Raw genomic sequence first — 15,765 nt, forward strand, 5'->3', positions numbered from 1 at the left:
ATTTTTATTGTGCGACCATTCCTAACTGCAACAGCAAGAGATTTTGGGACAACAACATTAACCATTCATCTACATTCAGAGTGTGTGAAAAATTAATTCGTATCGCAAATTAAAAGCGTGTTTTTTGTGATTCCAATCACCAAATATCGTTATTAACCCTCCCTCACACTGGCTAACTACGAAAACTTATTTTATCATTCAAAAAATCGAAACGGATTGATCCTTACCGATGCAAAACCAGGTTACGCTTAATACTGCACAGAGACTCAATCCGCCAACTGCTTACATTTACTTTTGAGGTGAAGAATGAGACTGATCCCCCTGAATACCGCTGAACAAGTCGGCAAATGGGCTGCTCGCCATATCGTTAACCGCATTAACGCGTTCAAACCAACGGCAGATCGTCCGTTCGTTCTGGGCCTGCCGACTGGCGGCACTCCGCTGACTGCCTATAAAGCATTAGTCGAAATGCACAAAGCGGGCCAGGTGAGCTTCAAACATGTTGTCACTTTCAACATGGACGAATACGTTGGCCTGCCGAAGGAACATCCGGAAAGTTATCACAGCTTTATGCACCGTAACTTCTTTGATCATGTTGATATTCCAGCAGAAAACATCAACCTCCTCAATGGTAACGCGCCGGATATTGATGCAGAATGCCGTCAGTATGAAGAGAAAATCCGTTCTTACGGTAAAATCCATCTGTTTATGGGCGGCGTAGGTAACGATGGACACATTGCGTTCAACGAACCCGCTTCTTCTTTAGCTTCCCGTACCCGTATCAAAACGTTGACCCACGACACCCGCGTAGCTAACTCACGCTTCTTTGACGGCGACGTAAGCCAGGTGCCTAAATATGCACTGACCGTAGGCGTGGGCACCCTGTTGGATGCTGAAGAAGTAATGATCCTGGTGCTGGGTCACCAGAAAGCGCAGGCGCTGCAGGCGGCTGTTGAAGGCAACGTTAACCATATGTGGACCATCAGCTGTCTGCAGCTTCATCCGAAAGCAGTTGTGGTCTGCGATGAACCTTCCACTATGGAACTGAAAGTGAAGACGCTGAAATACTTTAACGAGTTAGAAGCGGAAAATATTAAAGGTCTGTAATGATGTCTCCGCCCTGTCGAAAACGTGCAGGGCGGCATTTTTTTGAAATCGGGGGTCGGAATGTATGCTTTAACCCAGGGCCGGATTTTTACCGGTCACGAAATTCTTGATGACCATGCGATTGTTGTCGCCAATGGCCTGATCGATAGCGTTTGCCCACTGTCTGAATTGCCGTCAGGGATTGAACAGCGCTCGCTGAATGGAGCCATTGTCTCCCCCGGTTTTATTGATGTGCAGTTAAACGGCTGTGGCGGTGTACAGTTTAACGATACGGCAGAAGCCGTTACCGTTGAGACGCTGGAAATCATGCAAAAAGCCAATGAAAAATCTGGCTGCACCAACTATCTGCCAACGCTAATCACCACCAGCGATGACCTGATGAAGCAGGGCGTTCGCGTCATGCGTGAATACCTCGCTAAGCATCCAAATCAAGCATTAGGGCTACACCTTGAAGGTCCGTGGCTGAACCTGGTGAAAAAAGGTACGCATAATCCGGGATTTGTGCGTCAACCGGACGCTGCACTTGTCGATTTCCTGTGCGATAATGCGGATGTCATCACCAAAGTGACGCTGGCGCCTGAAATGGTTCCTGTCGAAGTGATCACCCAACTGGTGAATGCAGGTATCGTGGTGTCTGCGGGCCACTCTAACGCGACGCTGAAGGAAGCAAAAATCGGTTTCCGTGCAGGCATTTCCTTTGCAACACATCTGTTCAACGCGATGCCTTATATTACCGGTCGCGAACCAGGTCTGGCAGGCGCGATTCTGGATGAGGCAGATATTTATTGCGGTATCATCGCCGATGGCATGCATGTTGACTATGCCAACATCCGCAATGCTAAACGCCTGAAAGGCGACAAGCTGTGCCTGGTCACCGACGCGACCGCGCCGGCGGGGGCAAACATTGAGCAGTTCATTTTCGCTGGTAAAACAATATACTACCGCAATGGACTGTGTGTTGATGAGAACGGCACGCTGAGCGGTTCATCATTAACCATGATCGAAGGTGTACGCAATCTGGTTGAACATTGCGGTATCGCACTGGACGAAGTCCTGCGCATGGCAACGCTCTACCCTGCTCGCGCCATTGGCGTCGACAAACAACTCGGCAGCATCGCGCCAGGCAAAGTAGCCAACCTGACCGCGTTCACGCACGACTTTAAAATTATCAAGACCATCGTTAATGGCAACGAGGTCGTTACTGAGTAAGAGAAAGAATGACACCAGGCGGACAAGCTCAAATAGGTAATGTTGATCTCGTAAAACAGCTTAACAGCGCGGCGGTTTATCGCCTGATTGACCAGCATGGGCCAATCTCGCGAATTCAGATTGCCGAGCAAAGCCAGCTTGCCCCCGCCAGCGTAACCAAAATTACGCGTCAACTGATCGAACGCGGGCTGATCAAAGAAGTCGATCAGCAGGCCTCCACCGGGGGCCGCCGCGCTATCTCTATCGTCACCGAAACCCGCAATTTCCACGCAATTGGCGTGCGTCTTGGCCGTCACGATACGACGCTCACGCTCTATGATATGAGCAGCAAAGTGGTTGCCGAAGAGCATTATCCGCTACCCGAGCGCACCCAGGAAACGCTGGAGCACGCGCTGCTCAACACCATTGCCACCTTTATTGACAGTTGCCAGCGGAAAATCCGCGAGTTGATCGCAATTTCTGTCATCCTGCCAGGCCTCGTTGACCCCGAAAGTGGCGTCATTCGTTATATGCCCCATATTCAGGTTGAAAACTGGGGGCTGGTCGAAGCACTTGAAAAACGCTTCAAAGTCACCTGCTTTGTTGGTCACGATATTCGCAGCCTGGCGCTGGCTGAGCACTATTTCGGCGCAAGCCAGGATTGCGAAGACTCCATTTTGGTGCGTGTTCACCGCGGAACCGGCGCAGGGATTATCTCCAATGGCCGCATTTTTATCGGTCGCAATGGCAACGTGGGTGAGATTGGTCATATTCAGGTAGAACCGCTGGGTGAGCGCTGTCACTGCGGTAATTTCGGCTGTCTGGAAACCATTGCGGCCAATGCTTCTATCGAACACCGCGTACAAAACTTGCTAAAACAAGGCTATCCAAGCCGGCTCACGCTGGATGATTGCAGTATCAAAGCTATCTGTAAGGCAGCCAACAAAGGTGACAATCTGGCAGCAGAAGTTATCGAGCACGTTGGTCGACACCTGGGTAAAACCATCGCGATTGCAATTAACCTGTTTAACCCGCAAAAAGTCGTCATTGCCGGTGAGATTACCGAAGCAGATAAAGTCCTGCTTCCGGCAATAGAAAGCTGCATTAATAATCAGGCACTGAAGGCGTTTCGCCACAATTTGCCGGTGGTACGTTCCACGCTGGATCACCGTTCAGCGATTGGTGCATTTGCGCTGGTGAAACGCGCAATGCTCAACGGGACATTGCTGCAGCGTTTGCTGGAAAGCTAATACACGTCATCCTTCAAGCTACATCTGCGAACCCCGGTCACTTATTTCAGTAAGCTCCAGGAGTTCGCAGACTTGCCGCCTTGATGCAACTCGAATGATGTAGTGTATTTTGTGTATAGTAATGCCTTCTTTTTTTAATGTCGGATTGTCCATGACCATTAAGAATGTAATTTGTGATATCGACGGCGTGCTGATGCACGACAATGTTGCCGTACCAGGTGCGGCAGACTTTCTGACCGGCATTCTGGAGAAAGGTTTACCGTTAGTCCTGCTGACGAACTACCCTTCGCAGACCGGGCAAGATCTGGCAAACCGCTTCGCCACCGCGGGTGTGAATGTCCCCGATAGCGTCTTTTATACTTCCGCTATGGCTACCGCTGATTTTCTTCGTCGTCAGGAAGGGAAAAAAGCCTACGTGGTGGGTGAAGGTGCGTTAATCCATGAGCTGTATAAAGCTGGCTTTACTATTACCGACGTTAACCCTGATTTTGTCATTGTCGGAGAGACCCGTTCGTACAACTGGGACATGATGCATAAAGCGGCATACTTTGTAGCTAACGGCGCACGTTTTATCGCCACTAACCCCGATACCCATGGTCGCGGATTTTACCCGGCCTGTGGTGCGCTGTGCGCCGGTATTGAGAAGATCTCCGGTCGTAAACCGTTTTATGTCGGCAAACCCAGCCCGTGGATTATTCGCGCGGCACTCAACAAAATGCAGGCGCACTCAGAAGAAACGGTCATTGTTGGCGACAATCTGCGCACCGATATTCTGGCAGGTTTCCAGGCGGGTCTGGAAACTATCCTGGTACTGTCTGGCGTATCCAAACTTGACGATATTGACAACATGCCATTCAGACCAAGCTGGATCTATCCCTCCGTTGCCGAGATTGACGTCATTTAATCCGTAGGCCGGATAAGAGCCCCCGCGTCGCCATCCGGCAATTCTACAGCGTTATTGCCGGATGGCGACCTAAACGCCTTATCCAGCCTACAGAATCTCATCCATTCAATAAAATCACCATTTCATTGCTGATTCATCAATAACAATGTTCATTGCATAATCTTTTTTCACCAATCCACAATGACCATTGCATTTTTTATTTTCTGACCCGCAATTCGCTTGCGCCCTCTCCCGCTTTGCGGCATTTTCTTTATCAAGCAAACATAAAAAGCATCACGCAACAGGTTAACGGAGAAGGTTATGTGTTCTATTTTTGGCGTATTCGATATTAAAACCGACGCAGTTGAACTGCGTAAAAAAGCCCTGGAATTGTCTCGTCTGATGCGCCATCGCGGCCCGGACTGGTCGGGTATTTACGCCAGTGATAACGCCATTCTGGCACACGAACGTCTGTCCATCGTCGACGTCAACGCCGGTGCTCAGCCGCTGTACAACGTGAAGAAAACGCATATCCTGGCGGTTAACGGTGAAATTTATAACCACCAGGCGCTGCGCGCTGAATACGGCGATCGCTATCAGTTCCAGACAGGTTCCGACTGTGAAGTTATCCTCGCGCTGTATCAGGAAAAAGGCCCAGAGTTCCTGGATGACCTGCAAGGCATGTTTGCCTTCGCGCTGTACGACAGCGAGCAGGACGCTTACCTGATTGGCCGCGATCACATCGGGATCATCCCACTGTATATGGGCTACGACGAACACGGTAACTTCTATGTTGCGTCTGAAATGAAGGCACTGGTTCCTGTTTGCCGTACGATTAAAGAATTCCCGGCTGGTAGCTATCTGTGGAGTAAAGACGGCGAAATTCGTCAGTACTACCAGCGCGACTGGTTTGAATACGATGCGGTAAAAGACAACGTTACCGATAAAAACGAGCTGCGTCAGGCGCTGGAAGATGCGGTGAAAAGCCACCTGATGTCAGATGTTCCTTATGGTGTATTGCTGTCCGGCGGTCTGGATTCTTCGGTCATTTCCGCAATCACCAAAAAATACGCCGCGCGTCGTGTTGAAGATCAGGAACGCAGTGAAGCCTGGTGGCCGCAGCTGCACTCCTTCGCCGTCGGCCTCGAAGGCGCACCGGATCTGAAAGCCGCACAAGAAGTAGCAAACCATCTGGGTACCGTGCACCACGAGATCCACTTCACCGTGCAGGAAGGTCTGGATGCTATCCGCGACGTGATTTATCACATCGAAACCTACGATGTTACTACCATTCGTGCCTCGACGCCGATGTACTTAATGTCGCGCAAGATTAAAGCAATGGGCATTAAAATGGTGCTGTCGGGCGAAGGGTCAGACGAAGTGTTTGGCGGTTATCTCTACTTCCACAAAGCGCCAGACGCGAAAGAATTGCATGAAGAAACCGTGCGTAAACTGCAGGCGCTGCACATGTTCGACTGTGCGCGTGCCAACAAAGCCATGTCAGCCTGGGGCGTGGAGGCTCGCGTGCCCTTCCTGGACAAAAAATTCCTTGATGTGGCAATGCGCATCAACCCGCAGGATAAAATGTGCGGCAACGGCAAAATGGAAAAACATGTTCTGCGCGAATGTTTTGAATCCTACCTGCCAGCGAGCGTCGCATGGCGGCAGAAAGAGCAGTTCTCTGACGGCGTCGGTTACAGCTGGATTGACACGCTGAAAGAAGTCGCTGCAGAGCAAGTTTCCGACCAACAACTGGAAACCGCCAGCTTCCGTTTCCCGTACAACACGCCATCGTCGAAAGAAGCGTATTTGTATCGTGAGATTTTCGAAGAACTGTTCCCGGTTGCCAGCGCTGCGGAATGTGTTCCGGGCGGCCCTTCTGTTGCCTGTTCTTCCGCCAAAGCGATCGAATGGGATGAAGCGTTTAAAACCATGAACGATCCGTCTGGTCGCGCGGTTGGCGTACACCAGTCCGCTTATAAATAAGTTAATCCTTAGAAAAGGGCCCTGCGGGGCTCTTTTTTTATGTCTGTTTTCTGTGCTAAAAAACAATTAATAACTAATAATTGCCGAATATTGCGTCATGCTGTTCGCAACCTAACCAAACAGTCACATTCCAGCTATTTTCAATGAAAAAGGGGTTGACGCTTCAAGGCTCAATACGCATAATGCGCCCCGCAACGCCGATAAGGTTACGCGAAAAAAAGATGGCTACGTAGCTCAGCTGGTTAGAGCACATCACTCATAATGATGGGGTCACAGGTTCGAATCCCGTCGTAGCCACCATCTTTTTTGCGGGAGTGGCGAAATTGGTAGACGCACCAGATTTAGGTTCTGGCGCCGCAAGGTGTGCGAGTTCAAGTCTCGCCTCCCGCACCATTCACCCGTAAGCGTTGCACGGATGGGGTATCGCCAAGCGGTAAGGCACCGGTTTTTGATACCGGCATTCCCTGGTTCGAATCCAGGTACCCCAGCCATTTTTTCTTCGATATAGCGGTTCACCGCGACGGTCATTGGGGTATCGCCAAGCGGTAAGGCACCGGTTTTTGATACCGGCATTCCCTGGTTCGAATCCAGGTACCCCAGCCATCGAAGAATATGATAGTATCAGGCTACGTAGCTCAGCTGGTTAGAGCACATCACTCATAATGATGGGGTCACAGGTTCGAATCCCGTCGTAGCCACCATATTAAGGACGTATCGACTCGTTCGGTAAATCCAAAAAATTGTTGGGGTATCGCCAAGCGGTAAGGCTCTGGTTTCTGATACCAGCATTCCGAGGTTCGAATCCTCGTACCCCAGCCAATTTCAAAAAGTCGTCCACTCTGTGGGTGCACCCGTTGGGGTATCGCCAAGCGGTAAGGCTCTGGTTTCTGATACCAGCATTCCGAGGTTCGAATCCTCGTACCCCAGCCATATTAAAAAAGCTCGCTTCGGCGAGCTTTTTGCTTTTCTAACGCCGGGTAACGGCAAGACTTACCCGGCCTACATGACTTGTAGGGCCTGATAAGCGTAGCGCCATCAGGCACCACTCGAGCTACAGCCCTAACGCATACTTCAGCGCCTGACGCTTCAGCACACCTGCGCGCTCTGCGGCCATAAGCCCGAGATTACGCATGATGCGCAGCGGCTGCAGGTTGTTGCTAAAACCGGCGTAGAACAAATCCATCCCACTTTGCATAATGAAGTTATCGGTCATACGACGATTCTGATAACGCTTCAGTACCGGTTGACTGGCCCACGCCTCACCATAGCTGCGGGCGCTCACCAGAACATCAATCAGCGCATCGACATCACGAAAACCCAGATTAACGCCCTGCCCCGCCAGTGGGTGAATGGTATGCGCGGCATCACCTACCAGCGCCAGCCCCGGTTGCACATATTGCAGCGCGTGACGACGCGTAAGTGGGAATGCCCCCGCCGCCACAGGCGTAACGCTACCGAGTCGTGAAGGGAAATGTTTGCCTATCTCTGTCTGGAGTTGCGCCATGCTTAAGCTTTGTAACTGACGGATACGTGCCGGGGTGTCGTACCACACCAGCGAAGCCCAGTCGTCGAACAACGGTAAAAATGCACGCGGACCGTCAGGGGTAAACTGCTGCCAGGTGCTGTCTCCGGGTGCGTTTTCACACTGGACAGTTATCAGCATACAAGATTGCGCGTATTGCCAGGCATGGATGCCAATCCCGGCCATTTTGCGTACCTGAGAGTTGGCACCATCAGCACCGATCACCAGCTTCGCATTGATTTTTTCACCGTCTGCCAGCTCAAGTTCATGCCGGTCATTATGTCGATGTAAAGAAATCAGCGAGGTGGGCACGCGCAACGTCACGTCAGGATGAGCTTCCAGCGCCTGCCAGAGCGCCTGTTGCAGGACCGTGTTCTCCACCATGTAACCCAACAACGGCAGCTTAAGTTCCGCTGCATCAAACACCACATGGGCATTTTCCCATTCCCACGTCTCCAGCCGACGATAAGGATGGCTGCGCATCCCCTGCACCGTATCCCAGACGCCCAGCCCTTTAAGCAACGACACGGAGGCGGAGCTAATAGCCGAAATTCTGACATCCGGCTGTCCGTCAGCCACAAACGGCGCGGGCACGGCATGCTCGATAACCGTTACCGTAAATCCGTGCTGCGCCAGTCCCAGCGCCAGCGCGCCGCCGACCATCCCCCCGCCGACAATGGCAATTTCCGTTGGTTGATTTGTCATGGTCAATTATCCTGTTACATGTATTGCTTAAGTTTACAGGATTTTTTACCCCTTGAGGCTGACATCCGTCATACTGGTCACAACCGCGCCAAAGCAGTACACTATGCGCCCTGCATTTCAGCCACAATTTCGCAAGAGCAAGTCGATGACCAAAAAACTCCATATTAAAACCTGGGGCTGTCAGATGAACGAATACGATTCATCGAAGATGGCCGATCTGCTGGATGCCACTCATGGGTATCAACTGACTGACGTGGCGGAAGAAGCGGATGTGCTGCTGCTGAATACCTGCTCAATCCGTGAGAAGGCTCAGGAAAAAGTGTTCCATCAACTGGGCCGCTGGAAACTGTTAAAAGAGAAAAATCCCAAGCTCATCATTGGTGTTGGCGGCTGTGTTGCGTCTCAGGAAGGCGATCATATTCGCCAGCGTGCGCATTACGTCGATATTATTTTTGGGCCGCAAACCCTGCACCGTCTGCCGGAAATGATTAACAAAGTGCGTGGAAGCACCACTCGTAGCCCGGTAGTTGATATCAGTTTCCCGGAGATCGAAAAGTTCGACCGCCTGCCGGAACCGCGTGCTGAAGGTCCAAGCGCTTTTGTGTCCATCATGGAAGGTTGTAATAAATATTGTACTTACTGCGTGGTGCCCTACACCCGCGGTGAGGAAGTCAGCCGTCCGGCGGATGATATCCTGTTTGAAATCGCCCAGCTCGCAGCCCAAGGCGTGCGTGAAGTGAACCTGCTGGGGCAAAACGTCAACGCCTGGCGTGGTGAAAACTACGACGGCACGATCGGATCCTTTGCCGATCTGCTGCGTCTGGTCGCGGCGATCGACGGTATTGATCGTATCCGCTTCACCACCAGCCATCCGATCGAATTCACCGATGATATCGTGGAAGTTTATCGCGATACGCCAGAGCTGGTGAGCTTCCTGCACCTGCCGGTACAGAGCGGCTCAGACCGCGTACTGAACCTGATGGGTCGTACCCATACCGCGCTGGAATACAAAGCAATCATTCGCAAACTGCGCGCAGCGCGTCCGGATATCCAGATTAGCTCCGACTTCATCGTTGGCTTCCCTGGTGAAACCACGCAGGATTTCGAGCAGACCATGAAGCTGATCGCTGACGTCAATTTTGACATGAGCTACAGCTTTATCTTCTCTGCGCGTCCTGGCACCCCTGCCGCCGATATGGTTGATGACGTACCAGAAGAAGAGAAGAAACAGCGTCTGTACATTCTACAGGAGCGTATTAACCAGCAAGCTATGGCCTGGAGCCGTCGTATGGTTGGCACGACCCAGCGCATTCTGGTTGAAGGCACATCGCGTAAGAGCATCATGGAACTGTCAGGCCGTACTGAAAATAACCGCGTCGTGAACTTTGAAGGCAACCCGGATATGGTCGGTAAGTTCGTAGACGTAGAAATTACCGATGTCTGGACGAACTCCCTGCGCGGTAAAGTGGTGCGTACCGAAGACGAAATGGGCCTGCGCATCGCAGAATCCCCTGAATCGGTCATTGCGCGTACCCGCAAAGAAAACGATCTGGGTGTGGGTATTTATCAGCCTTAATCCTGCTGAAAGACGTAAAAAAGGCCCGATACCGCTACACTTATCGGGCCTACAATCCTGGGCTCGCTGTCCCGGCGGGCCTTGTAATCTTCCCTGGCATCCCCATATTTGCTGCAATGCTTGCGCCTTTCCCCCATGGCGTGAATAATTTCCTTAGATGCCGGTAAATGTTCAGCGTCCGGCGAGACATGCATAAGAGGAACAGTTTGAACATAGACACTCGCGAAATCACCCTTGAACCCGCAGACAACGCCCGTCTGTTGAGCCTTTGCGGCCCCTTTGATGACAACATCAAACAGCTGGAACGTCGCCTCGGCATCGAAATTAACCGCCGTGATAACCACTTTAAACTGACCGGCCGCCCAATTTGCGTCACCGCTGCGGCAGATATTTTACGTAGCCTGTACGTCGATACAGCACCAATGCGCGGTCAGACGCAGGACATTGAGCCTGAACAAATTCATCTGGCAATTAAAGAAGCGCGTGTGCTTGAGCAAAGCGCAGACAGCGTGCCGGAATTTGGCAAAGCGGTGAATATCAAAACCAAGCGCGGAGTAATTAAGCCGCGTACGCCGAACCAGGCACAGTACATTGCGAATATCCTCGACCACGACATCACCTTTGGTGTTGGCCCTGCGGGTACGGGTAAAACGTATCTCGCCGTTGCCGCTGCGGTTGATGCGCTTGAGCGTCAGGAGATCCGTCGTATTCTGCTGACCCGTCCGGCAGTGGAAGCGGGTGAAAAACTCGGTTTCCTGCCGGGAGATCTCAGCCAGAAAGTCGATCCCTATTTACGACCGCTGTATGACGCGCTGTTCGAAATGCTCGGTTTTGAGAAGGTTGAAAAGCTGATTGAGCGTAACGTCATTGAAGTTGCGCCGCTGGCCTATATGCGCGGTCGTACGTTAAACGATGCGTTCATCATTCTTGATGAGAGCCAGAACACCACCATCGAACAGATGAAAATGTTCCTGACCCGTATCGGCTTTAACTCCAAAGCGGTTATCACCGGCGATATCACCCAGATTGATCTGCCGCGTAGCACCAAGTCCGGTCTGCGTCATGCCATTGAAGTGCTGGCTGAAGTCGACGAAATTAGTTTTAATTTCTTCCATAGCGAAGACGTGGTTCGCCATCCGGTGGTGGCTCGTATCGTCACGGCGTATGAAGCCTGGGAAGAAGCAGAACAGAAACGCAAAGCCGAGCAGGCTGCAGAACGCAAGCGCGAAGCTCAGGAGCAGGAACAAAAATGAGTCAGGTTATTCTCGATTTACAGCTGGCATGTGAAGACGAATCCGGTTTACCCACAGAAAGTCAGTTTCAGGGCTGGCTGGATGCGGTGATCCCGCAGTTTCAGGAGGAGTCTGAGGTCACCATTCGTCTGGTCGATGACGCGGAAAGCCACGAGCTGAACCTGACCTATCGCGGGAAAGATAAATCAACCAACGTGCTCTCTTTCCCGTTTGAAGCCCCGCCGGGCATTGAGATGCCGCTGCTGGGTGATTTGATCATCTGCCGTCAGGTCGTTGAGAAAGAAGCGCAGGAACAAGGTAAGCCGCTTGAAGCCCACTGGGCGCACATGGTGGTGCATGGTAGCCTGCATTTGCTCGGCTACGACCATATCGAAGACGATGAAGCGGAAGAGATGGAATCCCTCGAAACAGAGATTATGCTTGCTCTGGGCTATGAGGATCCGTACATTGCCGAGAAGGAATAAGCCGTCGGGCATCTGCCCGGGCTTCCCATAAAGCCGTGCGCTGAGTTTACGCGCATTGAGCGACCTATTAACTAACATGAGAACCCATACGACGCCATGAGCGACGACAATTCACACAGTAGTGACACCTTAAACAGCAAAAAGGGATTTTTTTCCCTGTTACTGAGCCAACTTTTCCACGGTGAACCGAAAAACCGTGACGAACTGTTGGAGCTGATCCGTGATTCCGGGCAAAACGACCTTATCGATGAAGATACGCGCGATATGCTCGAAGGGGTGATGGATATTGCGGACCAACGCGTACGCGACATTATGATCCCTCGCTCTCAGATGATTACCCTGAAACGCAACCAGACCCTGGACGAATGTCTCGATGTGATCATCGAGTCTGCCCACTCGCGTTTTCCGGTGATCAGCGAAGACAAAGATCACATTGAAGGGATTCTGATGGCCAAAGATTTGCTGCCGTTTATGCGCAGCGATGCCGAAGCCTTCAGCATGGAGAAAGTGTTACGCCAGGCGGTTGTCGTACCTGAAAGCAAGCGGGTTGACCGCATGCTGAAAGAGTTCCGCTCCCAGCGTTATCATATGGCTATCGTCATCGACGAGTTTGGCGGTGTATCTGGTCTGGTGACCATTGAGGACATCCTTGAACTGATTGTCGGTGAAATTGAAGATGAGTACGACGAAGAAGACGATATTGATTTCCGTCAGCTCAGTCGCCACACCTGGACTATTCGCGCGCTGGCGCCAATTGAAGACTTCAACGAAGCTTTCGGGACCCACTTTAGCGACGAAGAAGTCGATACCATTGGCGGGCTGGTCATGCAGGCCTTTGGTCATCTGCCCGCGCGTGGAGAAACTATCGACATTGATGGTTACCAGTTTAAAGTGGCAATGGCCGACAGCCGCCGTATTATTCAGGTTCATGTCAGAATTCCGGACGACTCACCCCAGCCAAAACTGGACGAATAAACCCGAAACTGGATCTAAGACTACATGGCATTTGCCCCATTAATTGAACGCCAGCGTATTCGCCTGCTGCTGGCGTTATTATTCGGTGCCTGCGGGACGCTGGCTTTCTCTCCGTATGACATCTGGCCCGCCGCGATTGTTTCGCTGATGGGCCTGCAGGCTCTCACCTTCAACCGCCGCCCGCTCCAGTCTGCCGCTATCGGCTACTTCTGGGGAATGGGCCTGTTTGGCTCCGGCATCAACTGGGTTTACGTCAGTATCGCGCAGTTTGGCGGTATGCCCGGCCCGGTTAACATTTTCCTCGTGGTTCTGCTTGCCGCATATCTTTCCCTCTACACCGGTCTGTTTGCCGGCGTGTTGACGCGCTTGTGGCCGAAAACCACCTGGCTGCGGGTGGCAATTGCCGCACCAGTAGTCTGGCAAATCACGGAATTCCTGCGCGGTTGGGTACTGACCGGCTTCCCGTGGCTGCAGTTCGGTTATAGCCAGATCGACGGTCCGTTAAAGGGGCTGGCGCCGGTAATGGGCGTTGAGGCGATTAACTTCCTGCTGATGATGGTTAGCGGCCTGTTGGCGCTGGCGCTGGTGACGCGAAACTGGAAGCCGCTGGTTGCCGCACTCGTGCTCTTTGCTCTGCCTTTTCCATTGCGCTATATCCAGTGGTACACGCTTGAGCCGGAAAAAACCACCCAGGTCTCGATGGTACAGGGCGACATTCCGCAGTCGCTCAAATGGGATGAAAGTCAGTTACTCAACACCCTGAAGATTTATCTCGACGCCACCCAGCCCGAGATGGGTAAATCACAGCTCATCATCTGGCCAGAATCTGCTATTCCGGATCTGGAAATTAACCAGCAGCGTTTTCTGAGCATGATGGATGACCTGCTGAAATCGAAAAACAGCACGCTGATTACCGGGATTGTAGATGCTCGCCTGAACAAACAGAATCGTTACGACACCTACAACACCATCATCACGTTGGGTAAAGACAGTCCGTACAGTTATGACTCGACCAATCGCTATAACAAAAATCACCTTGTCCCATTTGGTGAGTTTGTCCCGCTGGAATCGATCCTACGCCCGTTAGCGCCGTTCTTTGACCTGCCAATGTCTTCGTTCAGCCGTGGACCTTATGTACAGCCACAGCTGCATGCGCACGGCTTTAAGCTGACGGCTGCCATCTGCTACGAAATCATTCTTGGCGAACAGGTTCGGGATAACTTCCGTCCGGATACTGACTACCTGCTGACTATCTCCAACGATGCCTGGTTCGGTAAGTCCATTGGTCCGTGGCAGCACTTCCAGATGGCGCGGATGCGTTCTCTGGAGCTGGCACGCCCGCTGCTGCGTAGCACCAATAACGGTATTACCGCGGTGATTGGCCCGCAGGGTGAAATTCAGGCGATGATCCCGCAGTTTACCCGTCAGGTTCTGACCACCAGCGTTACGCCGACCACGGGCTTAACCCCTTATGCCCGTACCGGTAACTGGCCGCTGTGGCTGCTGACCGCACTGTTTGGCTTTGGTGCGGTGGTCATGAGCCTGCGTCAACGTCGTAAGTAACCTCCCCTCCCCGGCCGGATAACGCTTTGCTTATCCGGCCCATAAACATTTCCCACATCCCATTCTGGCACGTCTATTGCTTTGTTCTACAAGGCAAACGCTGTTTTGGCTGAATGTGCAACCTGGTCGCACCAAAGTTGAGCGAAGGTAGCACCCGAAAAGTGCAACAGGATATTTTTGCCCCCAAATGGTGCGGCGCACTTCGCAAAAATAAACAATAACACAGCAAATTCTTTACATTCATCCAAACTAAATGTTAACAAACATATACAAGACTGCACGTTTAAGTAGCAAACAATAACAACATCACAATGGGTATCAATGCGTCACCGGCGCAGACGATAAAGGAGTTGGATATGCAATTACGTAAGCTCGCCACAGCCATGCTGGTCATGGGAATGTCCGCTGGTCTGGCGCACGCAGAAGACGCAGCACCAGCGGCAGGCAGCACGCTGGATAAGATCGCTAAAAATGGCGTAATCGTCGTCGGGCACCGTGAATCCTCGGTACCGTTTTCTTACTACGATAATCAGCAAAAAGTGGTCGGCTATTCACAGGATTACTCCAACGCGATCGTTGAAGCCGTGAAGAAAAAGCTGAACAAGCCCGATCTGCAGGTAAAACTGATCCCGATTACTTCACAAAACCGTATCCCGCTGCTGCAAAACGGCACCTTCGACTTTGAATGTGGTTCCACCACCAACAACGTCGAGCGCCAGAAACAAGCAGCCTTCTCTGACACTATTTTCGTTGTCGGCACCCGTCTGCTGGCGAAAAAAGGCGGTGACGTCAAAGATTTCGCTGACCTGAAAGGCAAAGCCGTGGTTGTGACGTCGGGTACGACCTCAGAAGTCCTGCTGCACAAGCTGAACGAAGAACAAAAAATGGATATGCGCATCATCAGCGCGAAAGACCACGGTGACTCTTTCCGTACTCTGGAAAGCGGCCGCGCCGTTGCCTTTATGATGGATGACGCCCTGCTGGCTGGCGAACGCGCGAAAGCGAAGAAACCAGACAACTGGGAGATCGTTGGCAAGCCGCAATCTCAGGAAGCCTACGGCTGTATGCTGCGCAAAGATGACCCTGAGTTCAAAAAGCTGATGGATGACACCATTGCCCAGGCTCAGACCTCAGGCGAAGCTGAGAAATGGTTTGATAAGTGGTTTAAAAATCCAATTCCACCGAAGAACCTGAACATGAATTTCGAACTGTCAGACGAAATGAAGGCTCTGTTCAAATCACCGAATGATAAAGCGCTTAACTAACAAAAATAAATGGGGCGAGTTCACCTTG

12 protein-coding genes and 7 tRNA genes are annotated in these 15,765 nt (G+C 51.8%); 18 read left to right on the forward strand and 1 reads right to left on the reverse strand.

All coding sequences use genetic code 11. The annotated features are described in order from the left end of the window. Positions 1-306 precede the first annotated feature (306 nt). The 12 genes from nagB (at position 307) to EHN13_RS09635 (ending at position 7,344) form a co-directional block, all read left to right on the forward strand. Positions 307-1,107, forward strand: a complete 801-nt coding sequence (nagB, locus tag EHN13_RS09575; RefSeq protein ID WP_003022803.1) for a glucosamine-6-phosphate deaminase — start codon at positions 307-309, stop codon at positions 1,105-1,107. A gap of 60 nt (positions 1,108-1,167) precedes the next feature. Next, on the forward strand, positions 1,168-2,316 hold the full coding sequence (gene nagA, locus EHN13_RS09580; protein WP_061067522.1) for an N-acetylglucosamine-6-phosphate deacetylase: 1,149 nt from the start codon (positions 1,168-1,170) through the stop codon (positions 2,314-2,316). Between the two features lie 8 nt (positions 2,317-2,324). Beyond that, positions 2,325-3,545: a DNA-binding transcriptional regulator NagC gene (nagC, locus tag EHN13_RS09585; RefSeq protein ID WP_048212283.1), complete on the forward strand. Its 1,221-nt coding sequence runs from the start codon at positions 2,325-2,327 to the stop codon at positions 3,543-3,545. Between the two features lie 151 nt (positions 3,546-3,696). Beyond that, positions 3,697-4,449 (forward strand): ribonucleotide monophosphatase NagD, encoded by a 753-nt coding sequence (nagD, locus tag EHN13_RS09590; RefSeq protein ID WP_048212284.1) that lies wholly within the window; start codon positions 3,697-3,699, stop codon positions 4,447-4,449. Positions 4,450-4,749: 300 nt separating this feature from the next. Further along, positions 4,750-6,414, forward strand: coding sequence for an asparagine synthase B (gene asnB, locus EHN13_RS09600; RefSeq protein WP_003835552.1), 1,665 nt, complete (start codon positions 4,750-4,752; stop codon positions 6,412-6,414). 223 nt (positions 6,415-6,637) lie between these two features. Beyond that, positions 6,638-6,714: transfer RNA gene (locus tag EHN13_RS09605), tRNA-Met, on the forward strand. Positions 6,715-6,722: 8 nt separating this feature from the next. After that, positions 6,723-6,807 (forward strand) — tRNA-Leu (locus EHN13_RS09610). A gap of 23 nt (positions 6,808-6,830) precedes the next feature. Further along, positions 6,831-6,905, forward strand: a tRNA-Gln gene (locus EHN13_RS09615). A gap of 37 nt (positions 6,906-6,942) precedes the next feature. Beyond that, positions 6,943-7,017: transfer RNA gene (locus tag EHN13_RS09620), tRNA-Gln, on the forward strand. Positions 7,018-7,038: 21 nt separating this feature from the next. Further along, a tRNA-Met gene (locus EHN13_RS09625) sits at positions 7,039-7,115 on the forward strand. 43 nt (positions 7,116-7,158) lie between these two features. Beyond that, a tRNA-Gln gene (locus EHN13_RS09630) sits at positions 7,159-7,233 on the forward strand. A gap of 36 nt (positions 7,234-7,269) precedes the next feature. Beyond that, positions 7,270-7,344 (forward strand) — tRNA-Gln (locus EHN13_RS09635). Positions 7,345-7,465: 121 nt separating this feature from the next. On the opposite strand, the gene ubiF is transcribed toward EHN13_RS09635, so the two are convergent. Then, on the reverse strand, positions 7,466-8,641 hold the full coding sequence (gene ubiF, locus EHN13_RS09640; protein ID WP_101742418.1) for a 3-demethoxyubiquinol 3-hydroxylase: 1,176 nt from the start codon (positions 8,639-8,641) through the stop codon (positions 7,466-7,468). Between the two features lie 145 nt (positions 8,642-8,786). On the opposite strand from ubiF, the gene miaB reads away from it, so the two are divergent. The 6 genes from miaB to gltI all read left to right on the forward strand — a co-directional run bounded on the left by miaB (position 8,787) and on the right by gltI (position 15,737). After that, complete coding sequence (gene miaB / locus EHN13_RS09645; protein WP_003831327.1) at positions 8,787-10,217, forward strand: tRNA (N6-isopentenyl adenosine(37)-C2)-methylthiotransferase MiaB; 1,431 nt, start codon at positions 8,787-8,789, stop codon at positions 10,215-10,217. A gap of 206 nt (positions 10,218-10,423) precedes the next feature. Next, complete coding sequence (locus tag EHN13_RS09655) at positions 10,424-11,470, forward strand: PhoH family protein (protein ID WP_003022776.1); 1,047 nt, start codon at positions 10,424-10,426, stop codon at positions 11,468-11,470. Then, entirely contained in the window at positions 11,467-11,934 is a 468-nt protein-coding gene (gene ybeY, locus EHN13_RS09660) for an rRNA maturation RNase YbeY (RefSeq protein ID WP_003835559.1), read from the forward strand. Before EHN13_RS09655 ends, ybeY begins: the two co-directional genes overlap by 4 nt. Positions 11,935-12,030: 96 nt before the next feature. Then, positions 12,031-12,909 (forward strand): CNNM family magnesium/cobalt transport protein CorC, encoded by an 879-nt coding sequence (gene corC, locus EHN13_RS09665; protein WP_003022770.1) that lies wholly within the window; start codon positions 12,031-12,033, stop codon positions 12,907-12,909. A 24-nt stretch (positions 12,910-12,933) separates the two neighbouring features. Next, complete coding sequence (lnt, locus tag EHN13_RS09670; protein ID WP_124021304.1) at positions 12,934-14,472, forward strand: apolipoprotein N-acyltransferase; 1,539 nt, start codon at positions 12,934-12,936, stop codon at positions 14,470-14,472. Between the two features lie 356 nt (positions 14,473-14,828). Further along, entirely contained in the window at positions 14,829-15,737 is a 909-nt protein-coding gene (gene gltI / locus EHN13_RS09675; protein ID WP_048212290.1) for a glutamate/aspartate ABC transporter substrate-binding protein GltI, read from the forward strand. Positions 15,738-15,765: the final 28 nt, after the last annotated feature.

The organism is Citrobacter youngae (assembly GCF_003818115.1).
GTDB classification, from domain to species: Bacteria; Pseudomonadota; Gammaproteobacteria; order Enterobacterales; family Enterobacteriaceae; genus Citrobacter; species Citrobacter youngae.